The organism is uncultured Fluviicola sp. (genome assembly GCF_902168135.1).
Classification (GTDB): domain Bacteria; phylum Bacteroidota; class Bacteroidia; order Flavobacteriales_D; family Crocinitomicaceae; genus Fluviicola.
Genome location: NZ_CABHOL010000037.1, coordinates 12,838 through 37,733 on the forward strand (window position 1 = coordinate 12,838; position 24,896 = coordinate 37,733).

At 41.1% G+C, this 24,896-nt stretch carries 36 protein-coding genes; 2 read left to right on the top strand and 34 right to left on the bottom strand.

Annotated features, from left to right (window positions below):
- Window positions 1–388: 388 nt before the first annotated feature.
- The 6 genes from QZT69_RS13310 to QZT69_RS13335 form a co-directional block, all read right to left on the bottom strand.
- A complete protein-coding gene (locus tag QZT69_RS13310) occupies window positions 389–865 on the bottom strand; it encodes a GNAT family N-acetyltransferase (protein WP_294674991.1) in 477 nt (158 codons plus the stop codon).
- Between the two features lie 25 nt (window positions 866–890).
- Complete coding sequence (locus tag QZT69_RS13315) at window positions 891–1,538, bottom strand: hypothetical protein (RefSeq protein WP_294674994.1); 648 nt, start codon at window positions 1,536–1,538, stop codon at window positions 891–893.
- 3 nt (window positions 1,539–1,541) lie between these two features.
- The gene (locus QZT69_RS13320) at window positions 1,542–2,084 is read right to left on the bottom strand and encodes a GNAT family protein (RefSeq protein WP_294674997.1); all 543 of its coding nucleotides are present in this window, start codon (window positions 2,082–2,084) and stop codon (window positions 1,542–1,544) included.
- Window positions 2,081–2,635 carry a dihydrofolate reductase family protein gene (locus QZT69_RS13325; RefSeq protein ID WP_294675000.1) on the bottom strand — a complete coding sequence of 185 codons (555 nt, stop codon included), beginning with the start codon at window positions 2,633–2,635 and terminating at the stop codon, window positions 2,081–2,083. Before QZT69_RS13325 ends, QZT69_RS13320 begins: the two co-directional genes overlap by 4 nt.
- A 160-nt stretch (window positions 2,636–2,795) precedes the next feature.
- On the bottom strand, window positions 2,796–3,365 hold the full coding sequence (locus QZT69_RS13330) for a GNAT family N-acetyltransferase (protein ID WP_294675003.1): 570 nt from the start codon (window positions 3,363–3,365) through the stop codon (window positions 2,796–2,798).
- A gap of 6 nt (window positions 3,366–3,371) precedes the next feature.
- Window positions 3,372–3,725, bottom strand: coding sequence for a helix-turn-helix domain-containing protein (locus QZT69_RS13335; protein ID WP_294675007.1), 354 nt, complete (start codon window positions 3,723–3,725; stop codon window positions 3,372–3,374).
- A gap of 95 nt (window positions 3,726–3,820) precedes the next feature.
- On the opposite strand from QZT69_RS13335, the gene QZT69_RS13340 reads away from it, so the two are divergent.
- Window positions 3,821–4,420 carry a nitroreductase family protein gene (locus QZT69_RS13340; protein WP_294675010.1) on the top strand — a complete coding sequence of 200 codons (600 nt, stop codon included), beginning with the start codon at window positions 3,821–3,823 and terminating at the stop codon, window positions 4,418–4,420.
- Window positions 4,421–4,469: 49 nt separating this feature from the next.
- Here QZT69_RS13340 and QZT69_RS13345 read toward each other — a convergent pair whose 3' ends face one another.
- The 10 genes from QZT69_RS13345 to QZT69_RS13390 form a co-directional block, all read right to left on the bottom strand.
- Entirely contained in the window at window positions 4,470–4,859 is a 390-nt protein-coding gene (locus QZT69_RS13345) for a DUF1398 domain-containing protein (RefSeq protein WP_294675013.1), read from the bottom strand.
- 6 nt (window positions 4,860–4,865) lie between these two features.
- Window positions 4,866–5,192 (bottom strand): hypothetical protein, encoded by a 327-nt coding sequence (locus tag QZT69_RS13350; RefSeq protein ID WP_294675016.1) that lies wholly within the window; start codon window positions 5,190–5,192, stop codon window positions 4,866–4,868.
- Between the two features lie 101 nt (window positions 5,193–5,293).
- A complete protein-coding gene (locus QZT69_RS13355; RefSeq protein ID WP_294675018.1) occupies window positions 5,294–5,806 on the bottom strand; it encodes a nucleoside deaminase in 513 nt (170 codons plus the stop codon).
- 84 nt (window positions 5,807–5,890) lie between these two features.
- Window positions 5,891–6,814, bottom strand: a complete 924-nt coding sequence (locus QZT69_RS13360) for an AraC family transcriptional regulator (protein ID WP_294675021.1) — start codon at window positions 6,812–6,814, stop codon at window positions 5,891–5,893.
- A 67-nt stretch (window positions 6,815–6,881) separates the two neighbouring features.
- Window positions 6,882–7,739, bottom strand: a complete 858-nt coding sequence (locus tag QZT69_RS13365) for an SDR family NAD(P)-dependent oxidoreductase (RefSeq protein WP_294675024.1) — start codon at window positions 7,737–7,739, stop codon at window positions 6,882–6,884.
- A gap of 113 nt (window positions 7,740–7,852) precedes the next feature.
- Window positions 7,853–8,584 carry a sterol desaturase family protein gene (locus tag QZT69_RS13370; protein WP_294675026.1) on the bottom strand — a complete coding sequence of 244 codons (732 nt, stop codon included), beginning with the start codon at window positions 8,582–8,584 and terminating at the stop codon, window positions 7,853–7,855.
- Window positions 8,585–8,609: 25 nt separating this feature from the next.
- Window positions 8,610–9,002, bottom strand: coding sequence for a DUF1801 domain-containing protein (locus QZT69_RS13375; RefSeq protein WP_294675029.1), 393 nt, complete (start codon window positions 9,000–9,002; stop codon window positions 8,610–8,612).
- 68 nt (window positions 9,003–9,070) lie between these two features.
- Window positions 9,071–9,613, bottom strand: a complete 543-nt coding sequence (locus QZT69_RS13380; protein WP_294675032.1) for a hypothetical protein — start codon at window positions 9,611–9,613, stop codon at window positions 9,071–9,073.
- On the bottom strand, window positions 9,613–10,050 hold the full coding sequence (locus tag QZT69_RS13385; RefSeq protein WP_294675034.1) for a hypothetical protein: 438 nt from the start codon (window positions 10,048–10,050) through the stop codon (window positions 9,613–9,615). Before QZT69_RS13385 ends, QZT69_RS13380 begins: the two co-directional genes overlap by 1 nt.
- Window positions 10,051–10,187: 137 nt before the next feature.
- Window positions 10,188–11,105 (bottom strand): ClpXP adapter SpxH family protein, encoded by a 918-nt coding sequence (locus QZT69_RS13390; RefSeq protein ID WP_294675380.1) that lies wholly within the window; start codon window positions 11,103–11,105, stop codon window positions 10,188–10,190.
- Between the two features lie 176 nt (window positions 11,106–11,281).
- Here QZT69_RS13390 and QZT69_RS13395 point away from each other — a divergent pair, with 176 nt between their 5' ends.
- Window positions 11,282–11,578, top strand: coding sequence for a helix-turn-helix domain-containing protein (locus QZT69_RS13395; protein WP_294675037.1), 297 nt, complete (start codon window positions 11,282–11,284; stop codon window positions 11,576–11,578).
- 2 nt (window positions 11,579–11,580) lie between these two features.
- Here QZT69_RS13395 and QZT69_RS13400 read toward each other — a convergent pair whose 3' ends face one another.
- From QZT69_RS13400 to QZT69_RS13485, 18 genes are all read right to left on the bottom strand, one after another.
- On the bottom strand, window positions 11,581–13,299 hold the full coding sequence (locus QZT69_RS13400; RefSeq protein WP_294675040.1) for a DUF4157 domain-containing protein: 1,719 nt from the start codon (window positions 13,297–13,299) through the stop codon (window positions 11,581–11,583).
- 55 nt (window positions 13,300–13,354) lie between these two features.
- Window positions 13,355–14,266: an AraC family transcriptional regulator gene (locus QZT69_RS13405; protein ID WP_294675049.1), complete on the bottom strand. Its 912-nt coding sequence runs from the start codon at window positions 14,264–14,266 to the stop codon at window positions 13,355–13,357.
- A gap of 62 nt (window positions 14,267–14,328) precedes the next feature.
- Window positions 14,329–15,165 carry an SDR family NAD(P)-dependent oxidoreductase gene (locus QZT69_RS13410; protein WP_294675052.1) on the bottom strand — a complete coding sequence of 279 codons (837 nt, stop codon included), beginning with the start codon at window positions 15,163–15,165 and terminating at the stop codon, window positions 14,329–14,331.
- A 517-nt stretch (window positions 15,166–15,682) separates the two neighbouring features.
- Entirely contained in the window at window positions 15,683–16,210 is a 528-nt protein-coding gene (locus QZT69_RS13415) for a hypothetical protein (protein ID WP_294675055.1), read from the bottom strand.
- Window positions 16,211–16,227: 17 nt separating this feature from the next.
- Window positions 16,228–16,992 (bottom strand): type I methionyl aminopeptidase, encoded by a 765-nt coding sequence (gene map / locus QZT69_RS13420; RefSeq protein ID WP_294675058.1) that lies wholly within the window; start codon window positions 16,990–16,992, stop codon window positions 16,228–16,230.
- A 391-nt stretch (window positions 16,993–17,383) separates the two neighbouring features.
- The gene (locus QZT69_RS13425) at window positions 17,384–17,746 is read right to left on the bottom strand and encodes a nuclear transport factor 2 family protein (RefSeq protein WP_294675061.1); all 363 of its coding nucleotides are present in this window, start codon (window positions 17,744–17,746) and stop codon (window positions 17,384–17,386) included.
- A 50-nt stretch (window positions 17,747–17,796) separates the two neighbouring features.
- Window positions 17,797–18,213: a hypothetical protein gene (locus tag QZT69_RS13430; RefSeq protein WP_294675064.1), complete on the bottom strand. Its 417-nt coding sequence runs from the start codon at window positions 18,211–18,213 to the stop codon at window positions 17,797–17,799.
- A 6-nt stretch (window positions 18,214–18,219) separates the two neighbouring features.
- Complete coding sequence (locus QZT69_RS13435) at window positions 18,220–18,546, bottom strand: hypothetical protein (RefSeq protein ID WP_294675067.1); 327 nt, start codon at window positions 18,544–18,546, stop codon at window positions 18,220–18,222.
- 42 nt (window positions 18,547–18,588) lie between these two features.
- Entirely contained in the window at window positions 18,589–19,359 is a 771-nt protein-coding gene (locus QZT69_RS13440; protein ID WP_294675069.1) for a hypothetical protein, read from the bottom strand.
- A gap of 16 nt (window positions 19,360–19,375) precedes the next feature.
- Window positions 19,376–19,723 carry a hypothetical protein gene (locus QZT69_RS13445; protein WP_294675072.1) on the bottom strand — a complete coding sequence of 116 codons (348 nt, stop codon included), beginning with the start codon at window positions 19,721–19,723 and terminating at the stop codon, window positions 19,376–19,378.
- Between the two features lie 9 nt (window positions 19,724–19,732).
- Window positions 19,733–20,158 carry an NAD(+)--rifampin ADP-ribosyltransferase gene (arr, locus tag QZT69_RS13450; RefSeq protein ID WP_294675082.1) on the bottom strand — a complete coding sequence of 142 codons (426 nt, stop codon included), beginning with the start codon at window positions 20,156–20,158 and terminating at the stop codon, window positions 19,733–19,735.
- Between the two features lie 158 nt (window positions 20,159–20,316).
- Entirely contained in the window at window positions 20,317–20,862 is a 546-nt protein-coding gene (locus QZT69_RS13455) for a hypothetical protein (RefSeq protein ID WP_294675093.1), read from the bottom strand.
- A 24-nt stretch (window positions 20,863–20,886) separates the two neighbouring features.
- On the bottom strand, window positions 20,887–21,288 hold the full coding sequence (locus QZT69_RS13460) for a VOC family protein (RefSeq protein ID WP_294675098.1): 402 nt from the start codon (window positions 21,286–21,288) through the stop codon (window positions 20,887–20,889).
- 37 nt (window positions 21,289–21,325) lie between these two features.
- Window positions 21,326–21,775 (bottom strand): GNAT family N-acetyltransferase, encoded by a 450-nt coding sequence (locus QZT69_RS13465; RefSeq protein ID WP_294675107.1) that lies wholly within the window; start codon window positions 21,773–21,775, stop codon window positions 21,326–21,328.
- Window positions 21,776–21,780: 5 nt separating this feature from the next.
- Window positions 21,781–22,305 carry a class IV adenylate cyclase gene (locus QZT69_RS13470; RefSeq protein WP_294675115.1) on the bottom strand — a complete coding sequence of 175 codons (525 nt, stop codon included), beginning with the start codon at window positions 22,303–22,305 and terminating at the stop codon, window positions 21,781–21,783.
- A gap of 40 nt (window positions 22,306–22,345) precedes the next feature.
- Window positions 22,346–22,771 (bottom strand): hypothetical protein, encoded by a 426-nt coding sequence (locus QZT69_RS13475; RefSeq protein WP_294675123.1) that lies wholly within the window; start codon window positions 22,769–22,771, stop codon window positions 22,346–22,348.
- Between the two features lie 517 nt (window positions 22,772–23,288).
- Window positions 23,289–24,113 carry an AraC family transcriptional regulator gene (locus QZT69_RS13480; RefSeq protein WP_294675130.1) on the bottom strand — a complete coding sequence of 275 codons (825 nt, stop codon included), beginning with the start codon at window positions 24,111–24,113 and terminating at the stop codon, window positions 23,289–23,291.
- Between the two features lie 97 nt (window positions 24,114–24,210).
- On the bottom strand, window positions 24,211–24,894 hold the full coding sequence (locus QZT69_RS13485; RefSeq protein ID WP_294675137.1) for an SMUG2 DNA glycosylase family protein: 684 nt from the start codon (window positions 24,892–24,894) through the stop codon (window positions 24,211–24,213).
- Between the last annotated feature and the right edge of the window lie 2 nt (window positions 24,895–24,896).

Here is a 24,896-nt window from a genome sequence, read left to right on the forward strand (position 1 = left end):
CAAAAATGCCTTTGCACAATTACGGCTTTCGGCCAACCAGCCTATCAGGATCAATCCACGAAAAGGCGGGATCAGGATCCAAAATGCAATCCTGTAGTTGTTCTGCAAACACTGCAGGATTAGCACTTTTCGGGATTTATAACCAGATTGGCTGGTTGTCAATTCTTCATAAAAATCAGAAGAACGGGTAATGATTGGAAGATTCTGCAGTAGTTCTACAGGTCCTGTAATTGTGCGTTTTAGCAACTCGTATTAATCCATCAAAAAAAGATTAGATCCTTATTTCAAAAAATCAGCCTCACTATTAGTTAGAATGGATTCAAAATCCCACGCAACAAGGGAAAAGAAGTAGAATGAATCTTTTTTATCGGTCAACAATGATTCCAAATTAAGATTTTTCTGTTACGATAAATCGATAGAAAATAGTATCCATCGGACTTACCGGCATTTGCTCCGGTAATGCTTCGCGGGGAACAGGTACGAAGTGATTCTTGTCATAGAAACGCCGGGCTGCCCTGAATTGTTCCATTGTTCCAAGGTAAAGAAATTTGTAACCAAGATCCTGGGCCTTATTCAGTGCGGTATCCAAAAGTGTCTGAGCAACTCCATGTTTTCCTCGCGCTTCTTTCGCGACGAACAAATGCCTCAAAAAAGCATGTTTGTCATCTATCCGCGACAAACCGATCGTCCCCAGAACGCGTTCCCCGTCTACTGCGACCCAAAAAAGGTTTTCATCGTCTGCAATATCGGATATCTGCTTTCCATTCGGGTTGCGAAAAGGTATTTCGAACTCTTCCTGGATTTGGTCCATCATGGAGCAGATGGCGGGTTGGTAGTGCTTGTCAAAGGGAAGAATGCTATACATTTGAATAATCTTTCAATTCTAAACCTTATTTATCTTCAACAAGGAATCTGTGTTCAGGAATTATAAACAGGTCATCCTTTACTTTTTGATGTGAAATGGAAGTTGCTACAACTGTTGCTATAAAATCCGCATTTTCAATTTTGTATTTTAGATATATAGCTTTCATTTTTCGGCTATTTAAATGCTTATTGGTTGATGTGAAATTTTTATACCAATCAGGATTTATTCTCAAGGTGTCTGAATTAAAATAATATGAAACCGTTTTGTTATCGTAGTATGTAATCATTTCATCACATTCAATGCCCAATATTTTTTCTTTTTTTGGATTGATCTCAATCTTTCTGATTTTCTGTCCGGGCAAACCGGAATCAAGCCAGTATAAAGTATCACTTTTATCCTTTCTGAAATAAGTTCTGTTTTCTTCCTTTAAATAAAGTTGTTCCAGCATATAGCCACTATCATACCTCTCCAAAAAATTACCATCCTTAAAAAAGAATTCTGTTTTTAAACCAAAAAATTCCTCCAGATCTCGAAGGTTTGTTTTATTCGATTTTATTACAAACTCATTTTTAAATGTCATCCTGCCTTCGAAGAAAGAAGACTGGCTCCTTCCGTCAGAACATGCGGACACTAAGTAAAGTACCGGTAAAACAAATTTTAAAAACTTTTTCATCCCCTATTTTTTATACTCCTCCCGCAAAAGCGAAAACACGATCGAATCTTCAAAAATTCCGTTTATGTAATAATGATTCCGCATGACTCCTTCCCGGATGAAACCGTTCTTTTCCAATAAGCGCAGCGAGGCTGTATTGTAATCGGCAACAAGTGCTTCGATGCGGTTCAGGTCCATCTGTTTAAATCCGTAGTCAATGACGGCTTCCACCGCTTCCGACATGAGCCCACGCTGTTTAAAGCTTTCATCTTCCATCGAATAACCGATTTCTGCACGCCAGTGGTCCTTGTTCCAGTTGTGCAGTCCGCAGCGCCCGATGATTTTGCCACTCGCCTTATCCTCCAGGAGGAAAAGTATAAAACTGCGGTTATAACTGGCATACCCGTTTTTATATTTGTTGTATTCTTTTTCGTAATCCTCCTCAGAACGATGCCCCAGGATTTCTTTGATTCCCGTTTTTTGATTTGACTCAAAAATCTCCGTCATATCTGCAGGAGTCAATCCTTTGAGCAGCATACGGTTTGTTTCTATTAGTTTGAAATTCATTCTGCATTCTTAAATGGTGTGTAAATTAATTGTACTACACCTGATTTAAAAGTATTGCTTCCTATTAATTTTAATTCCATGCGTTCTTTAAGATCTTCAAACAAAGGCTTTCCCTTCCCAAGGACCGTCGGATGAACTGAAATCCGGTAAATATCTACTAATTCCAATTCAATGAAGGTTTTTATCAATCCGGCTCCACCATAAAGCCAGATATCTTTTCCCTTCTGCTGCTTTATTTCCGCAACTTTAGCTGAAATGTCCGAATAAATAAAAAGGGCATTGCCATCGTCGGGAGGCCTGCTTGTAAAAACAACTTTATTTTTGGAGTGAACATTTTCCCAAAGCTTTTTTTCGGCATCACCCGCATCAGCATCAGGACGGTAATTTCCCCATGTATCATAACTCATTCTTCCGTAAAAAATCGTGTCGATTCCGGATAGAAATCCTTCAAAGTCCATATCCTCATCCAGGATGCACCAGTCAATTTCTCCGTTCGGACCTTCAATAAATCCATCCAGCGTAACAGCCAAATCCAAAATTATCTTTTTCATACAGGTATTTTTTTTCCAAACGATGCATGCAATTTACAGATTTGATTGAACATAATTCATCGGAAAGGAATGTTTCTTCAGGTGTCATTTAATCGTTTCCGGTACGCCAAAATAGGGATAAAAAATAAAAAAACTTTGCTGCTCTTTCTTTAGTGAATGTTCAGGATTCGCAGCTGTGCAGCCATTCCTCTTTCAAAATCCGGTAAACATGTACGGGCATTCCATTGAAGTCGGTCTGCTTCCAAAGCTGCATCCCGTTTTTGAGCGCTACCTGCTGTGAAGCTATATTATCCGGATGGATGATTGAGATCAATGAATCCGAAAAGTCATTTTGAAAGGCAAAGTCCCGGCATTTTTTTGCTGCTTCAACCGCATAGCCGAATCCACGCACTTCGGGCGTGAGTGAATACCCTATCTCAAGTTCTTCCCGATTATCTACAGTCTGTACCAATAAACCGCACTGACCGATAAATGTGTTTGAATTTTTGTCGATGAGTGCATTCATTCCTCCCATCTGGTGTTCATACCTCCAAAAGACCTTCTCGAACCATTTTTGGCATATTTCCAAAGGGGAATCAGCCTCAGAAAAAGCAAAGAATCGCATAATCTCCCGATCTTCACAAAACCGCAGCCACGTATCAAAATCATTCTTTTCCAATTTTCGGAATAAGAGCCGATCGGTTTCTTCTCCGAAAAGCCAAAGTTTCGTTCTGTCGGTAATCTTTATCATAGGATTTTAAACTCCCTCCAAAGTACTGATTTTCTTACTTCTTTTGGCTGTTTCTTTTCCCCATTGCGCGATAGCTTCCAACAATGGAATAAGAGTTCTTCCGAATGCCGTGAGTTCATATTCCACCCTCAATGGAGGTTTGGAAGTGTGAACTGTGCGTGTGATCAATCCGTCGGACTCCAATTCTTTCAGCTGCAGGCTCAATGTCCGCTCGGTAATCATCGGAAGTTCTTTCCGCAACTCGTTGTAGCGTTTTTTTTCTGCGAGATGCATTAAAATGACCGCCTTCCATTTTCCGCCTATGTATCTCATTGTGAAGCTGGTGCTGCACGGATATTCCTTGTTGTCTATACAATACATGAGTTACTATCCTTTTTAACCGTTATTGCAAAGTTAAATCACTATAATTATGTTTGCAACTATAAAATTGATAGTTAAATAAAAACTTTAAACAAATGAACTTTATAACACTTGCAAACAGCAGATACACTACCAAAAAGTACGATCCGACACAAAAAGTTTCAGCAGAAAAAATAGAACAGTTAAAAGAAATCCTGCGACTGAGTCCTTCTTCTATCAATAGTCAGCCCTGGAAATTCACCATTATTTCCGACGAAGCATTAAAAGCCGAATTAGCTGCTGCATCTTATTTCAACGAGCAAAAGATCAAAGACGCCAGCCACCTGGTGGTTTTCAGTTCCATCGACGATATTTCACAATTCGAGAAGCAGATTAGTCAGCATTTACCCGAAGGATCGGTTACTTATTACACTACATTTTTAAAACCCTTGCCGGAAGCTGAAATAAAATCGTGGCTGCAGAGCCAGGTTTACCTTTCATTGGGATTTTTCCTGGGTGCCTGCGCTTCTATGGACATCGATTCTTCACCTATGGAAGGAATCCAGGCGGATAAATACGCAGAAATCCTGAAATTGAACGGATACAAACCGCTTTTTGCCGTGGCAATCGGCTACCGGAACCCGGAAGATGCAAACCAACCTTCGGTAAAACCAAAATCACGGTTGGAAATGGATCTAATTATTGATGTCGTATAAAAACAAGTAAACAGGTAGGGACGCCAAGTTTCGCGTCTCTACCTGTTTGTTATTGAGGTATCATTTCCATAAATATTTCATTCCCCGCTTTGTCGTAATAGGTACAGGTCATTTGGTTTATGGAAACAATCCATTTTTCAATTCCGGATTTTGCACAATCACTGCAAAAAGTCAGATAATCTGTTTTTCCCTGCTGATGGGCTTTTAAATCTGTTTTGAACTGTTCCTGATCCGGTTGGTCTGCAACAACTAACGCATCATATTTTGCCGGAACTTTGACGGTATGACCGTTTGCTCCGTGATAATCAATATGTCCGTCGGAAACATAACTTTCGTAATGAGTTACTCCCATTGCTTTGATCTCCCGGATATATGCAGGGAAATCTGCTCCCGATCTGACTTTACTGTGCGCTTCTTTGATTTGATCTGCTGTAAACATGCTTTCTTAAATTGATTCTTTCTTATTCTGAGGGCTCCACATTTTCAGGAATTGAAATTTCTTCGGGTATTCTTCTCTCGGGCAGAAGGCCAGACAGACTTCCAGGTTATCGAGGGCCGATTCTGTCAATAAAACATAGTCTTGTTCTTCTTTGAACTTTTCAAAAGCAGGCTCATCAACTACACAAACTACTTTCCGGAAAATGCCGTTGATCCATTGGATCATCTGTTCGTTGTTCTCAAATTTCTTATAACAAGCCAGAGAAGCATGCGCCGTAATTACGGGCACGAGTTTGTCCGGAACAGTATCTTTTACAAGAATGTACATTTTCATAGAAGCTAAAATACGATATTGCCCGGAATTGTCGAACCACATCTCCTGGCATATAACCACAACTCATAAATTCCAGGAACGATTGGTCGTTTTGCGCTTTTTTAAATACCTTTTTCATCCCAGGGATGTGCCGCCGCGTCATCTGCGTCTTTCCACCGCTCCAATACATACTTTGCATTCGGTTCGGAAACCTGCACTGACGTTATCTTACGTTCCTCTGCATTTTTCTGTAGTTCTTCGAATATGAACGAGTCATCAAAACCATATTCCACCACCTGCTGACTTGTATTGACATAGTATACAACATCGATCTTGGCCCAGTAAATGGCCGCCAAACACATCGGACAAGGTTCTACAGTGGTATACAATTCGCACCCTGATAATTGAACGCTTGCGGTTTTCTCACAAGCTCTCTCAATGGCAACCATTTCTGCATGAGCTGTCGGATTTAACCGCTTGAACACCTCGTTATGCCCTTCACCGATTATCTCCCCATTCCTGGTAATCACACATCCGATCGGAAGTCCCTTGCCACTTTTATAAGCTTTTTCAGAAAGGGCAATTGCTCTGAGCATATAGCCGGAATTGTAATTTTGATTTGCTTCCTGATTCATTCCTTTTAAATTGTATCCTCTTTTAATTTACTGAAACAAATCCAATTCCAGGTATTTTGATTCGTATTTCCGAATTCGGAAATCTTAATTGAAAGCTCTTCTGAATTCCAGGGGTGATTGGTTCGTTTTTGCTTTGAACAATTTACTGAATGACTGCGGATATTCAAATCCCAATTCATAAGCAATTTCGGTTACGGACAAATTGGTAATCGATAACTTTTCTTTTGCCTTTTCGATGAGTTTATCGTGGATGTGCTGCTGGGCATTTTGTCCGGTCAGGGAACGCAGCATATCGCTCAGATAGCTTGCTGAAATGTTCAATTTATCCGAAAGGTAGTGAACGGTTGGCAATCCCTGTTTGACGGAAACTTCCCGGTCGAAATACTCATCCAGGATCTCATCCAGTTTTTGAAGCAGATCGGCGTTGACTGTTTTACGCGTTAGGAACTGGCGTTTGTAGAATCGATTTGCATAATTGAGCAGCAGTTCTATTTGAGAAATAATCACATCCTGACTGAAATCATCAATCCTGCTGTTCAACTCCTCTTCAATGATCTTAAAGATAGAAATGATCGTTTCTTTTTCTTTATCGGATAAATGCAGGGCTTCATTGATGGAATACGAGAAAAATCCGTATTGTTTGATCTTTTTCGCCAAAGGATAGTTCCACAAAAAGTCCGGATGGATCAATAAAGTATACTGTGAACATTCCCCCGGGTTTGTTCCCGATTGATTCCCGATAATCTGGTTTGGCGACGCAAAAAGCAAACCGCCGCCGTCAAAATCGTAGTAAGTTTGTCCGTAACGGATTTTACCGCTCAATTGGCGTTTGAAGGATATTTTGTAAAAATTGAGTGCATGCGACTGAGGAAAATTGTCGCTTACTGTTTGAGTTGTTTCTGCATTGATGAACCCGATCAGCGGATGTTGCGGATCCGGTAATCCAAAATTGTGAAATGCTTCTGACAGAGTGTTGAACCGATGATGTGTTACTTCTTCCTTTTTCATGATGACATTTAATTCGGAATACGATTTATTTTTTGAGGGACGCGAAGCATCGCGTCCCCTACCAAAATTACAAATCTTGTGCAGCATTTGAAACAGTTTCCCATTTCTCCCACTCTTCCATTCGTTCTGCGTATGCTTTGCGCACCCAGGGCAGGTTTTGATTTCCCAGGAAGAATCTCAACGGTGGATTTTCTGCATCTGCAATTTGAAGGATTGCCTGCGGAGTTGCTTCAGGATTTCCTCTCTCCATGGTTGTCAACTGACCGAAAAATGCTTCTTTATAGTCGGCATAAATATCCATTCCTGCTGAAAACTTCAGGGATTCCTGGCTTCCGAATTCAGTGGCATAAGCTCCCGGCTCAATAATCGTTACTTTTATCCCGAAGGCCTTCACTTCTTCAGCCAGACTTTCGTGTATCGCTTCAAAAGCCCATTTGGAAGAACAGTAATAGCCGATCACCGGTAATGTCACGTGTCCCAGGTTGCTGGAAGTTCCCAAAATATGTCCCCCGCCTTGTTTGCGCAATAAAGGCAAAGCTGCCTGAATCACTGCCAGCGGACCGTATACGTTTGTTTCGAACATGGCACGCACCTCATCTGCGGTTGCTTCTTCTATTGTTCCGACTAATGAGTAACCGGCATTATTGAATACGATATCCAGTCTTCCGAAATGTGCATGTGCTTGTTCCACTGCTTTTTTCACCTGGTCATGATTGGTTACGTCGAGTTCCAATGTCAATACATTGTCTCCGTATTTCTCTTTGAAATCTGAAATACTTTCCAGGTTACGTGCTGTAGCTGCTACTTTATCACCGCGTTTCAGAATTGCTTCTGTCCATACGCGTCCAAAACCACGTGAAGTTCCCGTTATGAACCAAATCTTTGGAGTTGACGTGCTGTTTGTGTTGTCATTTTGATGTACCATCTTACTGTTTGTTTAATTTGTACAGCAAAGGTCTTTAACAACTTTATGTTGATTGTATCCGATTTGAGGATGTTTGTATCCAAAATGAGAAAAGGATCATTTATCCGGCAGATTTACGGATGTGTTCTTAAGGAAGGATGAATTGTCTTAAACATCACATCCCACACGGAAGTATAAAATCCAAAGTTGCAATCCGGGTTTTGGTGATGCAAATAATGAAATTCCGAAGTACACAAGTATCCTTTTTGGGCAATTTTCAGCCAGGATTGCGGTAAAACGGAATGATTGAGATGTCCGACCGTTCCCCAAAGCGAATTGAGAACCAGGTACAGGGAAATCCCAACGGCAGAAAAAGGAAATAGCATGATCACTCCCAGCATCATCAATCCGAAACCGATCGATTCTATCGGATGAAGGACAAACAAGCTCAGCAGATTGGTAGATTCGTGCTCGTGGTGGCGTTCATGTACCTTCCTGAAATAACGCAGAAAATGAACACTTCGATGAAACACATACATCAGGAAATCCATGATCAGGGTAAGCAGCAAAACTTCCAGTATTACCTGACCAAAACCGAAATCTTTATCCAGGCGGATAATCCCTGATTTCCATAGGTATACCCCAAAAACAAATACCACCGTATTACATAAAACTGTGATCAGACTCAGCAACACATCCTTCCGATTGACAGGTTGTTGCTCTCCAAGCTCCTGTTTCCAGGGAAAACGACTTAACAGGAAGTACAACCCCAGTGAAGCACCATAAATACCGAAGTTAATGATCAACCCGTAAACGGTGATCTCCATGAATCCTGCATGATGGAATATTTCGAGAATTGGTTTCATTCGGGGTCAGTAACTACTATTTTCACTATTTCAACCGCTCTAATTGTCCTTTTCGCTTCACCAGGTTTTTATAATCCCACTGAATGTCGCGGCCTTTTTCCAGCCAACGTTGTAAATCCACAAGATTTACTTCAGAAAGTTTATTGTAAAATACCGATGCATCTTTGAACTTCTCTCCTTCGACGTTTAATCCGGGTTCCTCAAAATCTTTTCCGCTCCAAAACATCAAACGCACTCCGCGTTTTTGGATACTATATCCCACAATCGGGTTGCCATCCAGGAACCAAACCGGGTGTGCATGCCAAATCTTGTTCTCGGCTTCCGGAAGTCCCCTGCAGATTTCGTGTGCCAGCAGGTCACAAATGACCAAATGCTCAGGTTCCTGAGCGACATTGTAGGCCTGAATATCTTTGTTCATATTATCAATCTTAGAGTCCCTGAAATTACAATCTTTTTTACTCAAATTAGCTTCGCTGACCTTAGGTTTCACGAAGTTCTTAATTCATTCAAAACTTTAAGTGCCCGTTTCCGAAAGTCTTTTGAGTGTTTATCCAGTTGATCTTCCAGGCAGAGGACCAGTTCATTTTTGAGTTCGGGATGTTTTTTCGTAAGCTTAAATAGTACAAAGAGCGCCCTGGATTTGATGGTTACTGTTATTCCGGGATTCATCAGCCATTGAAATGATAAATCAATTGCCTGAGCTTCATTTTCAGGAGGTACGCCCGCAATCAGCCAATAATTGGCAAATGCCGTTTGGTATGCCGGATCCAATTTTCCCGATAACTCGAGCAAAAAAGGAAGTGCTTCGAAGAGTTTAGACTGGCTTTTCATCCCGATACCGCTGAGCATCCACAGGAAACGAGTTGCGGTTTTCTTCTCACTAAATAATAAGCGTGAAAGGTCTTTGAGATCCAAATCCCGTTCAATAATCGTTGCAGCCCAGGTTTGCCGTTGTTCTTCGGTACTTTTGGGCAGGGAAAATTCCAGTTCGCCACAGAAATCATCGTATGAGAAAGCACTTTCCGGCATCAGATTTCGTTTGTCAGTCTTATTTTCCCCAACTTCTCACACAACTCGATATTCTTTTGAGTACCGCTGATTCGTTTTTCGTCCGAATTAAAATCAACGGCTATAAAATGGGTGCATTCATGGATCACTTCCATGTCTCGCTGTGAATCGTTCTCAAAACCACCTATTAGTTTCCAGCTTCCGACTTTTGTTTTGAATTTATCCGGCAGATAGCGCGGCCTTTCTCCGATGTGATAGACTGAAACATTGGTCGAAGCACATTTTAACAATTCCATAGCCAGCGTATCTGTGCCCCTGAAATCACAAAGTAAGAAAGTGGCACTTTCGTCATCCAGGTAGCGATTCATGACTTTTTCATAGTGGAACTTAAAATCTTCGAAAGAGATGTTGCCGTTGCCGAAGATATAGATATTGATGATTTGTTCCGAATGGTTCATTTAAATGGAATTATTCTGGAAACCTAAATTACGATTTCTTCGATCGAAAAGTAATTCGTTTGATAAAATAACGTGTATTATAAAACACGCAGGGACGCGATACGTCGCCTCCCTGCATTTTTCCAATCAAGGTGTGGTTAATTTTTCTTTCTCCAGATCGACCCGTTTTTGGTGGTTGTTTTTTCCAACTCACCTTTTGCAGTCCGGTCATTCAATACTTTTTCAGCTTCGTTTCTGGGTGTCCCAGTTAATTCAGAGAACTCTTTTGCTGTTAAAGATGGATATTTTGCAAAGACAGCGGTGAGATCTTTCGGGTAACTTTGCTTTTCGGCATTGGGTTCCAGGCTCAAAACTGCCTGCTCGTAAGAAGCATATGGTTTTGAACCGTAAACTTTTTCAGTCTTCCCGGATTTATCGGTAAAGAATAAGGTTGGAAATCCTCTTACTCCCAATTCTTTACCCAACTTCAAATCCTCGTTGAACAATTCTTTTGCTTTTCCTTCGTAATCGGTTTTAAATTGCCCGGCATTCAAGCCAGCTTTCTTGGCTGCTGCTTCCAAATATTCCCATTTGGTAATGTTTTTCTTCTGTAAAAAGACCATTTCACGAATTTCGCGCAGGAATACGATTGCTTTGTCTTTGTCCTGCATTTGTGCCGCTTTAAAAGCTATAGAAGGCGGGTAAGAAGACGAAAGCGGATCTTCCAGCCACACGTCTCCGTCTATCGGCATGTCGTAATAAGCGCTTACTTCGTCCCAGTGGTGCGCCACGTCGGAAGGTTTGCTGATACCGCCGCTGTTATAGCTCCAATCCGGAAGCAGGCCGCCCATGCGGTATTCGATCTCAATACTGTTCCCGTATTCCAGTTTCAGTTTACGCAGCTGCGGCTCGATTCCCCAGCAGGAAGAACAGATCGGATCCGTGTAATAAATAACCCTGATCGGTTTCTCAATCGATTTGAAGTTGTTAGATCCCAAAGAATCGTTTTCGTTCCCGGGCATCTCACACATCCCGCTTTCGATATCGCAAAGCAAAGGATTGGTTTCTTTCTGCATGTTCTTGTTGTTTTGTGAGTTACAATTGGCAGTACCAAAAAGAAGTACTGCGAGTAAAATGTGATGCGTCAATTTCATGAATGTCTGTTGTTCGGTGCAATTATTTTACCTTTGTACAAAGTTCAGCATAATAAAATCTCCCCGCAATAAGTCAGTTTTTTATGACTACCAAAAAAATGAGCGCAGAAAACGAAACATGTCCGGCACAAGCACTTTTAAAGATGCTTTCGGGAAAATGGAAACCGGAAATTTTTCGCCTGGCGACCAAGGGTCCTTTGCGTTTCAGCAGTTTGCTCCGGGAAATTGCGGGATCGAACAAACAATCGTTGTCCGTAGCTTTAAAAGAATTGGAAGAAGCCGGATTGCTTGAGAAAGTCATCATTCGGGAAAAACCTTTGCATATAGAATACAATCTCACCGAAAACGGGAAATCTTTAATCCCGATTTTTGAGCAGCTGGAGAGTTTGGGGTGAAGTTATTCTTCACCTTTATAAACTAATTCAGTATCTGCATATCCTTCGCCTTTCTTCGGAGCTTTTTTTTCAGGGTGCACTTTTTTGAATCCCATTTTTTCGTACCAGGGAACTGCTGAGTATGCAGACTCCACACGTAACTCGGTACAATTGGACCTATTAAAAGAATCAAATGCTTCTTTGATTAATTTGGAAGCGCCACCTCCCTTTTCCGGATGCCCGATCAGCCAGCGGATATACATGTAAGGTTCCTGATCGTGCATCAGTTTAATGAACTCATATGGTTGTGGAGGGTTGTCGTCATCGTCTTCTACTTCCAGTTTGTCTCTGCGAACTTCAAGTACCATGTAAGCAATTGCTTCTTCGCCATGCTCATCATTATACCTGGCGCTGATTGTTCTTTGACTCACAAGTACTGTTGCCGGACTGAACCACCCAGTACGCTCATTTGGATCACTCATATTTTCAGAAACATCCAAACCTTCATCAAATTTATCCCAATTCCATCCGGAGGTAAGATCGTCATGATCAGCATTCTCTTGTCCTTCGTGTTCACTCTTAACATGTTTTTCATTACGCCTTCTTTTTCTTTCCGCAGTGACCCATGCTTGATGAAAAGCGCTTAATTCCCCAGAAACCCTAGCTCTTTCAAATGGATGTTGGTCATCGTCGTTGTGTTCCATTAACACAATATTCCTTGGTCTCGGCGGATCAAGCTTGATTGTTTCTGACCGGACATAAGCATCTTCCGGGGCATCTTCCAGTTCATGATCCACCTCCAGTTCCAACACTTTCAGCCATTCATGTTTCATTTCATCATCTTCCCTGGCTTTATTGCGTTTTTCAGGATCTTCCTGATTTGAACCGCGTCGCGACATAAACACTTCCTCATCATCGACTACCAGCTTCTGTCCTTGAGATAATTCTCCATGTTGATCCAATGAAACTTCTCCTGCTTGCCAATTGTCTCCATTTCCAAAAAGAGTTTCTGTATCATCATCGTCTTCTTCCACAGCCGGATCTTCTTGTACTCTGACCAAGTGAGTAATCCCCCATATAACACGGGCACCTCTTCTAAGCATTTGGACAGGACTTCCCCATTGAGCAGTTTTTGTAGTATTCAAAGATGTCTCAACCGATTTTTCGCTATCCGGATCCGATTTCATCTGCAAAGCCCTTGCCCCCATCACATCCGCTTCTTTTTCCAAACCGGCATCGTCGTTTACGGGAATATTGCTTTTCAGCTGCATGGTTGGTTTTACCCTTCCCTGCTTTTGCTGTACGACATGCCAGGCTTCGTGAGGCAGGTGTTTCTCTTGTCCGGGAGCAATGTGAATATCTGTTCCCTGCGCATACGCGTGTGCCTGAAGTTGTGCCGGCTTGTCCGAGTTGTAATGCACTTTTACGTCATCCAGGGAATAGCCGGACATACTTTCGACTCCCGATTTCAGGTTATCCGGAAGACCGGTATTGTTTTTTATTTTTTGGATGGAATCTTGTGTAACAGAACTTGCTCCCTCACTTTCCTGTAACTGCTTTATCTGTTTCGATTGATCGGTATCCTGGGAACCAGCTGTTAATTTCCGTTGAGCAATGGCCTCCGGACGATTATCGGATAGTTCGAAATTGGATGCTCCTGATTTTCGTTCGCCCGAACCCGATGCATAGGATGTCTCCTTGTCGGTAATATTACTCTGAACGTTATTCTGATATGTGTTCACGAACGAAAAATGAATAGTTGTTTTTCAAATCTACTCTTTTTTCCGAATTATTACATCAATTCCACGAACGGTATTCCATCGGTGTTACCCCGGTTTTTGATTTAAACAGTCTGTTGAACGACTGCGAATGCTCAAATCCCAGTTCGAAGGCTATTTCACTCACGGAAAGTTGTGTCGTACTCAATTTTACCTTCGCCGCTTCGATGAGCTTACTGTGAATGTGCTGCTGAGTAGTTTGTCCGGTAAGGGATTTCAACAAACTCGACAAGTAATTGGGGGAAATATTTAATTGTGATGCAATATCTTGTGCCTGTGGCAATCCTTTTTCAATCAAATCTCCTGATCTGAAGTAGCTTTCCAGCAAGTCTTCCAGTTTTTCAAGTACCTGGTGGTTTGTTTTCTGACGTGTAATAAACTGACGCTGGTAAAAACGGTCAAAATAGTTCAATAAAACCTCTAAATGAGCAATGATAATTCCCTGAGTAAAAGCATCTATGTTACTGTGGTATTCCTGCTTCATCTTTTGAAGGATGTCGACCACCACTTCTTCTTCTTTCTCGGAAACGAATAAGGCTTCATTCACGGAATAACCGAAAAAATCGTACTGCTTAATCTTCTTTGCCATCGGGTGATTCCAAAGAAAATCCGGGTGAAGACAAAGAATGATCCCGCTGGGTTTTGGCGGAGTTTTATCGATAGTGATTTGTACCAGCTGTCCGGGAGAAACCATCGAAACGATGCCGCCGTCGAAATCGTATTGCTGGTGGCCGTAACGGAACCTCCCGTTCATATCGTGTTTCAGTCCGATGCAGTAGAAATGCTGCAGCCAGCTGATTTCTTTATCGTCTGTTTGGTATTCCACCAAGCCATAGTCTATAACACTTACCAACGGATGTTCGGGTGCGGGCAAACCTGCGATCTTGTGGAAATCACTGATGGAATTAAATACGTAAACTTGCTTTTTCATAAGCCATAATGCAATCAAAGATAGGGCATTGAAAATTACCTGCCCTATCCCTGTTTTTAAAATTAATAATCCGTCGATTTACTCAATGCCTCATTGGAAGTCATATCCGTTTTCAGCATGTTTATTTTCGCTTCCGCCAATCCGTAAGCGTCTGATCCCATCACGAAATGTACCGGCGGATTTTGCATATTTCCCAGGTTAATGAATGCTTCAGCAGCTAATTCAGGATTCCCGGGCTGGTTACCTGCAATTTCTTCTTTGTGCTTCAATTCCAGTGCACGTGCGGTTGTGTATTCGTGAATCGGTTTTTGAGGAGTATTCAGTGAACCTGATTCCAGGAAGTTTGTTCTGAAATACCCCGGATAAACAACTGTTGCGGAAATTCCAAACTCACTTGCTTCCGAAGCCAATGCTTCCGTGAATCCCGCTACTGCGAATTTAGTAGCACAGTAAACTCCCCATCCCGGGAATGCTCCGAGCAAACCACCGATTGAAGCAACATTCATGATGTGACCTGATTTCTGCGAACGCATCAACGGCATCACCTGACGAATAACATTCAACGAACCGAATACATTTGCATCAAAGTTCTCACGTGCCTCTCTGTCCGATAATTCTTCCAGGGTTCCCAGCTGACCATAACCTGCATTGTTTACAAGTACATCTATTTTACCAAATGCCTTCACTGTGGATTCCACTCCTTTTTGAATACTTTCTTCATTCAAAATATCCATTTCAAGAGGCAGGAAATTTGCTGATTTTTCAATCACTTTTTCAAGACTTGCAATTGACCGGGATGTTCCTGCTACACGGTATCCCTGCGCGATCAATTGTTTTACGAGTGCCAATCCCAATCCTTTGGATGCTCCTGTTACGAGCCATACTTTGTTTGTGTCCATGATTTTTTGTTTAATTATTTGTACACTACAAAGTTGCGGCGAAGGTGATCCACAGATGTAACCGTTTCAACGGGTGTTGTAACTGAAACCTCTAAAATCTCACCCTACTTTTTTCCAAGGCAAAAAAAGTAGGACAAAAATGCCTTTGCACAATTACAGCTTTCAGCCAACCAGCCGATCCGGATCAATCCACGAAAAGGCGGGATCAGGATCCAAAATGCAATCCTGTAGTTGTTTTGCAAACACTACAGGATTAGCACTTTTCGGGATTGATAACCGAATCGGCCGGTTGTCGTTTCTTAAAAAAAATCTGAAGTACGGGTAATGATTGGAAGATTCTGCAGTAGTCCTGCAGGTCGTGTAATTGTGCGTTTTAGCATCCAGTATCAATCTGTCAAAAAAAGATTAGATCCTTATTTCAAAAATCACCCGCTCCATTATTTAAAATGGATTCAAAATCCCACTAAAAAAGGAAAAAGAAGTAAAATGAATCTTTTTTTATCGAACAACAATGATTTCATTTATTTTTTGGACTAAATGAATCAATCGCAGTTACCAAATTCTTTTCGTAACGAGTATCGAAACCGAGGTAGCTGATATCACTAAACAGAAACACTTGCTGATCTGTCCATTCAGCATTTTCAGAAATTAGGTGTAACTCAACGGAATTGTCATTTACAACTAAAACTTTCCCTACCCAATAGGAATCTTCATCGTCATAAGTAAAAACAGAAACCAATTTTCCAATAAGGGTTTTGAAAGCTGCTTTCATATCCTGAAAATCATTCGGATCGATACCCGTAATGAGATCTTTTGAATTATCATTTCTCACTTCAGTGTATTCGGAATCTTGCCATTCTCTGTAAAGTTCAAAGTCCTGATTTTTGATGATAGTAAATCCATCAAAATCACCGTATTCTTCATTGAAGTTGAGCAATAAAACAACTTCACTATTGGACAGTAAACAGATTCCCGTATAAACATTATTGGTATTAGGAGCGGTATCAATATCTATGATACGTCTTCGTTCTATTAATTCTTTCAAGGTGAATTCCATTGAAATCAATTCCAAACGCCGTTCATTTCGGTCAGGATAATCGGTTTTCCATCGGTAATGACGATTGTGTGCTCGTGCTGTGCCATGAAACCGCCTTTGTTTCCGACCATTGTCCAGCCGTCGTTTAAAGTATCCGCGTAAGTAGATGTTGTTGAAATGAATGTTTCAATGGCTACAACGGAGTTCTTTTTAAATCGCCGGTGGTCGAAGCGGTTCTTATAATTCAGCAATTCATCGGGCTGTTCGTGCAAACTTCTTCCGATTCCGTGTCCGCCGAGATTTTTGATGACTTTGTAACCGCGTTTCTTAGCTTCGGTTTCCATCAAATGACCGATGTCTGCTATTTTCACGCCGCCCTGAATGCTGTCGATTGTTTTTCGTAAGATTTCTTTGGATGCATCGACCAATTTCTGATGCCCGTGAATGTCTTCGCCGATTACGAAAGAGTTTCCGTTATCCGACCAAAAACCTCCCAATTCGGCAGAAACATCGATGTTTATTAAGTCTCCTTCTTTCAACATTCGTTTGGCGGAAGGAATTCCGTGGCAAAATTCTTTACCCACACTGATGCAGGTCCAGCCCGGAAATCCGTAAGTTAGGTAAGGTGCTGATTTAGCTCCCAGGTCAGCAAGGATCTGCGCTCCGTATTCGTCCAGTTCTTTGGTGCTGATTCCCGGCTTGGCATACTTGCTCATTTCCCGTAAAGTAATGGCAACTGCTTCGCTCGCTTGCTGCATTCCGATTAGTTCTTCTTCTCGTGTGATTGACATGTCCGTATGTTATTTGTTTGATTCATCCCTTTTTACAGGAATCATTTGAATATCTGTTTGTTTTACAAAGATAATGGTATCTCCGGCTTGCTGAAGATTTATTCGGTTACTCTACACAACTGGTCTCCATCCTTCGGAATTGAATAAGGTTGCTTAGAGATGCGATATGTTTCGTTTTACATTCAATAAGTTCAATTACACACTGAATAAGTTTGGCTTCACACACAATAAGTTTCACTGAAGACTGAATAAATTTCGTTTTACATTTAATAAGTTCGATTACATGTTGAATAAGTTTCGCTTCACAGATAATAAGTTTCATTTAACATTGATACAGTTTGTCAGAAGATCGCTTCGGTCCGTCGTAAGATTGGTTCAAATGGGTTTGTTTCTATAGCTGGGTACAGCTTCCCCCGATCACTTTAAAACCATCCGGGAACTTCTTCCAGAAACGGATGTAGCGGAACTTCCCTTCTATCCTGTTTCCAAGCATACTTCCTTTTGAATCGTAAACGACCGTTACAACGGCGGTATCTTCTATGATGTTGATCTGTTCAATAGTAGGGATTATTTCATCTACAACCATTTCTCCGGCACGGTGCGAAGCCAGGTCCAAAGCTTTGGTAATCACATTTCCGTTCGGAACGATAAACAACAAATCGTCGTGAAGTATTTTCTCCAGGACAGAAATATCACTTTTCTTAATTGCTTCCAGCAGCTTGTTTTCGAGATCTATAATTTCGGTGTTTGTCATTTGTAAATGAATCTTAGTTAAAAGGATGAAATTAGTGAACGAGCAGAATATTACAATCTTTCCTCACCATCACTGTATTGATGCAGTAATTTTGTTTCAACCCCGGTTGCATTTAACAGTTCTTCAAAAAAGATATCCAAATGTTCCCGATGCTCCGGAATATCATAAGCCATTTTATTGATGAATATGATCCAGCCTGCTTCAGTGTGATCTTTGAATTTAGTCTTTGATTCCTCGTCTGTGTTCGGATACAGTTCAAAATACCAACGTGGACCTTGTTTCAGAAATTGATTATAAAAATGCGTGTACACATACGGTTTTCTTGCTTCAAGGAAACTCGCGTTTGTGCTTTTGTACATTTTACGGTACCCATACTTATCAGCCATGAAGGCATTGATGTTCTTAACGATCTTTTTCTCATTGCCGCGGTCACAAATTATTCCGTATTCTGAATGATTCTTACTCATACCTATCTATTCTTTTTCAAAGGTGTAAGTCGTTATAATCGAACTAATTCCATCACCACCACCGGCTATTGAAATTAAATGATAACCTGAAGATTGAAGTCTGTTGATGGTTTCATTGATGATCAATAGATTTTGAGAATGATCACGACCTGATAATTTACTCAGTTCTATTTTTTCTACTTTGCCATTTTCATATACAATGGATATACTATTGTCTACCAATCCGTTTGCTTCCAATGTTCTCATGGTTAAGATACCACTGGATGCAGGTTTATTTGTAAACCCGAAAATGACACTTAGCGACACAATCAGCAACGATGCAATAATGAGCATAAATTTATTTTTCATCTTTTCATTTTTAAGTTTTGTACACAATTATTCATATTCCGGGAAGTAAAGCTCATCAAAATCTTCGATCTCTGAGAGTTTAATCATTTTATCCAGTTTGATATCTTTCCAGCTCTCTTTGAATACTTCTTCCCCGCTTTCAGCCGTTTCATTGGTGTTTATCCGCTCCTGCATTCTTTTGGTCGAGAAATTAATGCTTTTTTCCCTGTTAATGACCGGTCCGTGACTACTTGTGGAATCATACCCGATCAGTTCAAAATCCCCGTTTTGGTAGCGGAAGGTGTATGTCCAATAGCCATATCTTCCGTGCCGGTATTCCACGTACAGTTTTCCTTTCCGGATATCCAGCGTTAGTTCCGGCGGAAAATACACGCCTCCTTCTTCGTTTTCAGAGGAAAAACAATCCGGGTTCTTTGAAGCAAGTTCGTATCCATTTGCTCTTTTAAACAGCACGATAATTCCTCTCCGGTTACGGTCCAGTTCACCCTTAAATTCGTCCTGTACAAACATGCTTTTATCCGTTCCCTTGATCATTAAAACCAAGTCCGCGATTCCGTCTTTGTTCAAATCTCCGTTTACCTTGTCAAAAAGCACCATTCCCTTCGGGATGTAATCCAGGTGATCTTGTTTCAGTTCCAGAACCGGGATTTCTTTTTCGGGAGTGTTCGCAGATTCGGCAGTACGAACTTCTTCCGTAGCCGCTTTTTTAACAGAATCAGTTCCCGGATCACTGCAGGATGCATAAAGGATGGCCAAAGACAAAAGCATTCCAGTCTGAACGGGTCGGTTTATTTTCATTGTTGAAAGATCTGATTTATGTAAATGTAATGAATCGTTTCAATCGCCCGATTTCTTCTAAACTTGAATTTCTCAGATCAACTACTTTTTCACCTGTTTCACCGGAGCTTTTATCAATTGTAAGAATACGAACTTCATCCAACGCATTTACTAATTTTTGTTTGCGTTTGGAAGGATTCACCGATGACAGATAACCCGGTGTCGGATCATTAATAAAACTGAGTGTTATTTTTTTGAATTCATTTTCAAATTCGTAAACCGAATCGACGTTCCAATTGTCGGGGGATTGCGGTTTTACCTGTTCATGCAATGTAAACCCACATTCGTAAAGGATATCCAAAATCTGTCTGATGTCCAACCTCATGGATCTCGTTTAATTAATAATCTCCGCATTCGGATCTGCGTTGATTTTCGCGATCCGGTCGCGCCATTGCTGCAGTTCTTCAGGAGAAAGGCGAACCCAGTCTGTCAACTCTCCGACAATTTTCAACGGATGCTGACTGCGGTAAGAACGCGTTGGATTCCCCGGGAACTTTTTGTCCGTTACATTCGGGTCGTTCTCAAAATTACCGGTTGGCTCCACGATGTAAACACGACCATCTCCCTCGCCCGGTGCAATTTCAGCTGCAAGTCCTGCTCCGTTTGGCAATGCGGTGAAGTAAATGTGATTCATGATGATTTCCGGTTTGTAATTCGAAGGAAAACCGGCTGTCAATAAATCCCCCACTTTTAAATCTGCTTTTGTCCCGTGATAGAACGGACCGTGGTCAAGAACGTCTTTTTGGTTTTCGGATTTCATGTTTTTGTATTGAGAATGAGGATTAACAGGCACAAAATTAAGCGTTCAGGGGCTTTTTTCTGCTATTGCATTTCTCAATTGTTTTCCCGATCTTGCTGCAAAGTTTAAGACTTCACTCCCGGAAAATCTTTTTTATCCTTTCTGTCCGATCATGTAACTCAGAAATTGGTTAGACTTTCGGTCGGTTGTACAACCTTCGTTTCTCTTTCTGTGTTCTCTCCTTCCGGTGTTTGTTCAGATACCATGAGCTGAATCAGGACCTTCAATACTTCCGGATCAACTACATAATCGCTAAAATAAATGTGGTTGCCTTTCAGTCGGTGAACAATGGAATTTCCCCCTAATCCAAAACCTTTTTTGATCATTATGTACTGATTGATTCCCATTCTTTCAGACCAATTTGTGATGGACTTTATATCTTCTATTTTTAATCCCTGAGCTTTACTGAAAGGTTTCGAGTAATCATAGAATTGTCCGTTTTCATAGACAAATCCATATTCGAGTTTTCGTATGGAAATATAGAAAACCAAATTTATAAAGGAAGCCACAGCCATTAGCCCTAAAATTGCCCCCCAGAAAACAGGTGCAAAAGACAGTTCATTCATGACCAGGATTAAAACGGATCCCGCTGCGAATGCCAGGCCAGAGAGTAAAAGGAAGATAATTCTTTTAGTGTACCTTTTTTTATCGATTAGAATTTTCATAGTATTCGGTTGATTTAAATTGATTTACATTCCGGGCCAATATAAGAAATTAAATTTATGCCCGTCCGGATCCGAGAATGCAAATGTATATCCCTGCTGGAATTTTTGGGGCGGTGAGGAAATCGTTCCACCGGCCTGTTTTACTTTTTCCGCCCATTGGTCCACTTCTTCTTCACTGTCGGCCGACAAAGAAAAAATCAATTCGTTTGCGGATTTCGGAATCGAAAGTCCCCCGTTCATAGGATCTGACAACCTTTTTTCCGTAAAGAAATTGATGATAAAACGGCTGGTATCTCCGAAAACAAAGCTCACGAATTCCCCGTCTTCCATATTGTCATTGCGTTTAAAACCAAGCGCTGTGTAAAAAGCAGCTGTTCTCTCCAAATCACCGGAGACATAATTCCCCCAAATCAATCGCACGTTCATACTTTTTGTTTTTAGACCATTAAGATAGTGATTTCCATTAAAGTACTTTTTCGAAGCACACACTATCCGCCACATTTTCGTACTGCCCGTAGTTCGGAATAACTTTGTAGCCGCATTTTTTGTACAAGCCGACCGCTTCCTGCATATCATTCCCCGTTTCAAGCACGCTTTTTTTATATCCCAATTCTTTTGCCCATCTCTCCAGTTCTTTCAAAACTATTGAGGCTATTCCTTTCCCGCGTTGTTCTGCCGGAACGAACATGCGTTTTATTTCCATCGAATCCGGAGCATATTCTTTCATGGCTCCACAGCCAACGACCAAATTATTTTCATACGAAAGTATCACGTGCTTAATCTGATCGACTTTATTGAACTGTACAAAGAAATCATTTGCGTCGCCATTCCTTAAGGCCAGGTATTTATCCAGTTCCGAAACCAGGGAGCGGAAATCGGGGTTTTCTGAAGTAGTTCTTAGTATTCTCATCATTCGTATTACAAATTCTGTTGTTCCACCAATAGATCGCTGTACGATTTGTCCATGATGGTATCCGGGGTCAATTCGAAAAAATCAAAATAGGTATCGCATTGGACCTTTAACTGTTCCGTTGTGAATGCATCTTCCGCATCAATAGCTTCCACTTCCATGAATGTTCCCAAATTCTCTACCCGGTCAAAATGGAATTTTACGTTGCCAATGAAATATATTTTCCGCTTTTTATTGACCACTACCTTTACTCCCAACTGTTTGGTCAGGATTTCTTTCAAAGCGACATTCGGAGTATGCTGGTAAAGAATGATTTGTGATTCTTTTGAACCTGCAATGTTTTCCCTGTCGTAATTGATCAATGCATTTTCAATCGTTCCTTCACGCAATTTCAAACGGCCGGTTTCTACCTTGAAATACGTGTCAATTTGATGATCTAATCCCTGGAAAACCGGATTTAAGGTTAATAACTTATTCTCAACCGCTTCCAGGTTGTCTACTTTTGCTTTGAATTCAAAATTCTTAATATTCATTTTCTGACTACTTAATTGCAAGATGGATTTTTTAATTGTTTTAATCTTCAAACCTCACGTTCCCAGAGTTAAATTTTGTGACCTGATGCGTAAACGGGTTCGGGCTTCCGATGGTCCACTTCCCACTTTCGAAGATGAAAGAGATGAATTTTCCCACACCGTTCTCAACGATCCCGAGACTATCCCCATCGTTCGGTTCGTATGCAAAATCAAAACAGTTCCTGGTGTTTAGTTCCTTCAGAATACTTTCAGCAGTGAGTTCACCGTTGAATGCGTGATCGGGTTCGATCAGCAGTCCATCCATGGTTTGTTCAGACACCCCGGTAATTTTGTGCAGCGACCAGCGGTAGCTTTGTACTTCCTGAACGGCTTTATCTTTTCGGGCTCTCCGGGAATTTTTGTTATGAACTGCGGAAGGCTTTGGTTCGCAGGTACAAAAAGTGATAGTTGCAGCATTTTGACACATTGGAGGTTTATGGGTTTTTCGTTATCGAAATTAAGCGCAAAAGAACAGATGTTCATTGATGCTCTATTAATTTATGAAGGGTTCGTGCGAATGTACGACACTTTGTAACAAGGTTCTTCGTTATTTCCAAAAATCCTTCATCTTTATCTTTTCTCTGGTTAGTTTCGTCACAAAAAAGAATTGAACAAGCATTAAAAAAATAAAAAAACCAATCCCTTTTTACAGGAATCGGTCTTTCACACCAAACTATGAAACTTACAACTTCACAAATCGGCCGGTGTGGATGCCTGATTCATTCCGGATTTGAAACGTAAACATGCCTTTATTCAGAAGACTGATATCCAGTGAATTTGCACCCTCAATATGGATGTCAGGTACTACCTTTCCGGCGATAATGCAAAACCCACTGCGAGGAGAGCTGATTTTTTCATAGTTTTTCATTTTAATAAGCTATGAAACAAAGCTACCCTAACTCCATGGGTTTCCTGTTATGAAAAAAGTGTGAATGCTTTTGAATTTAAGGCAGCAGGCTCTTTTTTAATTGTTCCTGCAGTTCCGAAGGTGTAAATGTGGTTGCTGACTTCACAAATGAGCTGAAATTGGCTGTACTGTCGAAGTTTAGGTCAAAGGCAATTTCCTTTAGGGTTAAATCTCCGGAAACCATCAGGCGCTTGATCTCCAAAATCAGGGCTTCGTGGATCAGTCTGAGAGGAGTTGTCCCGAATGTTTCTTTGCAAAGGGCTGTCAGCCTGTCGGTGCTCACTCCCATCAATTCCGCGTAATCGGCAACTTTCCGTTTTTCCTTAATTCCCTGCCCCAGCAGCTGCAAAAATTTCCCTCCAAAACTCCCGGAATCATTGTTGGAATGGTACTGGTGCTGCTCAATAAGCGTAATCAGGACAATCTGGAGATAACTGTAAGATTTATGGATTGAAAGCGGTGATAATTGTGGCTCGTTATTGAGAGAAAGAATACTTTCGGTAATCTCATACAAATGATTAAAAGTATTGGTATCTAACTGCAGCCCGGCCTGCGGGAAATACAGGTAATGATATTTTACGGGGAAAATAAAGTCGAAAATATCTTTTTTGAACTGCAGGATGAGTCCTTCTGCTTCCTCACGTTTCAGGTGATGAATCTGACCGGGATAAACCGTATAAACACAATTTTCATTTAAACCGGTTTTGCTAAAATCGATCAATTGTTCTCCTTTCCCTTCCCTTACCAAAATGATCTCAAAATAATCATGCCGGTGTGGAATGCTGAAATCGTAGGGATTCGGGTAGTTCAAAGGTTCTACTACCAGGAAATTGTTCGGGTGCGGAAGGCTTACAATATTCATACAATTCAACAGTCGGTTTGAACAAATATATTGAATGCAACATTCAAAATGCACAATTCAAAAGAGTTTAATCAAAATGATGTGTCGTTTTTGAATTTTATTCACTTAAAGTCAAAAGGTACTTGTCGATGTAGGCATGTTTTTCTTTCGATTTGTATTGCTGGATAAATCTGGGATGCTCCAGTATTTCTATTCGGTCGAACAAATGTGCTTTTTGATTCAGTTTTTGAATGAAAACGGCATTTTTCTTACCCAGCACGAATACTTTTGAGGTATCCAATCCCAGGCTAATGTGTTTTTCCAACGACTCGATCATAAAATCCTGTACTGCTTCAAACAGGGCCGGATCATCGTAATAATTAGCATTCAGCCACTGCCCGGTCTTCGATTGTCTAACAATTGCAAGCGGAAAGGGTGAATTGATATAGAACTGACTGTAGAATGGTTCCGGTCCGCCGTAGGCCGCAATCATGTCGTAGATGAAAACGGAGGAAATCTCGTGTGTATGTGCCGAATGCATCGTTATACCGCAAACCGATTCCAGGTGTTTGGTGTCAGTAAACGGGACTCCGGTCACTCCTGCCCCATGCCGGCTCGGATTAATCCCGACAATGAATTTTCGAGTTATTTCGTCATTGTAATACTTCCGGTAAAACTGCTGCATGACATCAAGCGTCTCCGGGTTGTCCAGGTATGGATTCATCGCTCGGAAACCCTCGGGTAATTTTCCGGGATAGTGCAATTGGCGGTTAAAGGCGATGACCTTATCAGCAAAACTCATCC

Coding starts and splice junctions, on each gene's coding strand:
- QZT69_RS13350 (WP_294675016.1), bottom strand. CDS start 5,192: ATGAAAATGTACATTCTTGTAAAAGATACTGTTCCGGACAAACTCGTG.
- QZT69_RS13460 (WP_294675098.1), bottom strand. CDS start 21,288: ATGAACGTGCGATTGATTTGGGGGAATTATGTCTCCGGTGATTTGGAG.
- QZT69_RS13365 (WP_294675024.1), bottom strand. CDS start 7,739: ATGGTACATCAAAATGACAACACAAACAGCACGTCAACTCCAAAGATT.
- QZT69_RS13405 (WP_294675049.1), bottom strand. CDS start 14,266: ATGAAAAAGCAAGTTTACGTATTTAATTCCATCAGTGATTTCCACAAG.
- QZT69_RS13315 (WP_294674994.1), bottom strand. CDS start 1,538: ATGAAAAAGTTTTTAAAATTTGTTTTACCGGTACTTTACTTAGTGTCC.
- QZT69_RS13345 (WP_294675013.1), bottom strand. CDS start 4,859: ATGTTTACAGCAGATCAAATCAAAGAAGCGCACAGTAAAGTCAGATCG.
- QZT69_RS13360 (WP_294675021.1), bottom strand. CDS start 6,814: ATGAAAAAGGAAGAAGTAACACATCATCGGTTCAACACTCTGTCAGAA.
- QZT69_RS13340 (WP_294675010.1), top strand. CDS start 3,821: ATGAACTTTATAACACTTGCAAACAGCAGATACACTACCAAAAAGTAC.
- QZT69_RS13410 (WP_294675052.1), bottom strand. CDS start 15,165: ATGGACACAAACAAAGTATGGCTCGTAACAGGAGCATCCAAAGGATTG.
- map (WP_294675058.1), bottom strand. CDS start 16,992: ATGTCAATCACACGAGAAGAAGAACTAATCGGAATGCAGCAAGCGAGC.
- QZT69_RS13430 (WP_294675064.1), bottom strand. CDS start 18,213: ATGAGTAAGAATCATTCAGAATACGGAATAATTTGTGACCGCGGCAAT.
- QZT69_RS13485 (WP_294675137.1), bottom strand. CDS start 24,894: ATGAGTTTTGCTGATAAGGTCATCGCCTTTAACCGCCAATTGCACTAT.
- QZT69_RS13440 (WP_294675069.1), bottom strand. CDS start 19,359: ATGAAAATAAACCGACCCGTTCAGACTGGAATGCTTTTGTCTTTGGCC.
- QZT69_RS13465 (WP_294675107.1), bottom strand. CDS start 21,775: ATGATGAGAATACTAAGAACTACTTCAGAAAACCCCGATTTCCGCTCC.
- QZT69_RS13395 (WP_294675037.1), top strand. CDS start 11,282: ATGAGCGCAGAAAACGAAACATGTCCGGCACAAGCACTTTTAAAGATG.
- QZT69_RS13455 (WP_294675093.1), bottom strand. CDS start 20,862: ATGAAAATTCTAATCGATAAAAAAAGGTACACTAAAAGAATTATCTTC.
- QZT69_RS13320 (WP_294674997.1), bottom strand. CDS start 2,084: ATGAATTTCAAACTAATAGAAACAAACCGTATGCTGCTCAAAGGATTG.
- QZT69_RS13355 (WP_294675018.1), bottom strand. CDS start 5,806: ATGAATCAGGAAGCAAATCAAAATTACAATTCCGGCTATATGCTCAGA.
- QZT69_RS13325 (WP_294675000.1), bottom strand. CDS start 2,635: ATGAAAAAGATAATTTTGGATTTGGCTGTTACGCTGGATGGATTTATT.
- QZT69_RS13310 (WP_294674991.1), bottom strand. CDS start 865: ATGTATAGCATTCTTCCCTTTGACAAGCACTACCAACCCGCCATCTGC.
- QZT69_RS13375 (WP_294675029.1), bottom strand. CDS start 9,002: ATGAACAAAGATATTCAGGCCTACAATGTCGCTCAGGAACCTGAGCAT.
- QZT69_RS13480 (WP_294675130.1), bottom strand. CDS start 24,113: ATGAATATTGTAAGCCTTCCGCACCCGAACAATTTCCTGGTAGTAGAA.
- QZT69_RS13435 (WP_294675067.1), bottom strand. CDS start 18,546: ATGCTCATTATTGCATCGTTGCTGATTGTGTCGCTAAGTGTCATTTTC.
- QZT69_RS13380 (WP_294675032.1), bottom strand. CDS start 9,613: ATGCCGGAAAGTGCTTTCTCATACGATGATTTCTGTGGCGAACTGGAA.
- QZT69_RS13470 (WP_294675115.1), bottom strand. CDS start 22,305: ATGAATATTAAGAATTTTGAATTCAAAGCAAAAGTAGACAACCTGGAA.
- QZT69_RS13370 (WP_294675026.1), bottom strand. CDS start 8,584: ATGAAACCAATTCTCGAAATATTCCATCATGCAGGATTCATGGAGATC.
- QZT69_RS13475 (WP_294675123.1), bottom strand. CDS start 22,771: ATGTGTCAAAATGCTGCAACTATCACTTTTTGTACCTGCGAACCAAAG.
- QZT69_RS13445 (WP_294675072.1), bottom strand. CDS start 19,723: ATGAGGTTGGACATCAGACAGATTTTGGATATCCTTTACGAATGTGGG.
- QZT69_RS13390 (WP_294675380.1), bottom strand. CDS start 11,105: ATGCAGAAAGAAACCAATCCTTTGCTTTGCGATATCGAAAGCGGGATG.
- QZT69_RS13330 (WP_294675003.1), bottom strand. CDS start 3,365: ATGATAAAGATTACCGACAGAACGAAACTTTGGCTTTTCGGAGAAGAA.
- QZT69_RS13335 (WP_294675007.1), bottom strand. CDS start 3,725: ATGTATTGTATAGACAACAAGGAATATCCGTGCAGCACCAGCTTCACA.
- QZT69_RS13425 (WP_294675061.1), bottom strand. CDS start 17,746: ATGACAAACACCGAAATTATAGATCTCGAAAACAAGCTGCTGGAAGCA.
- QZT69_RS13385 (WP_294675034.1), bottom strand. CDS start 10,050: ATGAACCATTCGGAACAAATCATCAATATCTATATCTTCGGCAACGGC.
- arr (WP_294675082.1), bottom strand. CDS start 20,158: ATGAAATCCGAAAACCAAAAAGACGTTCTTGACCACGGTCCGTTCTAT.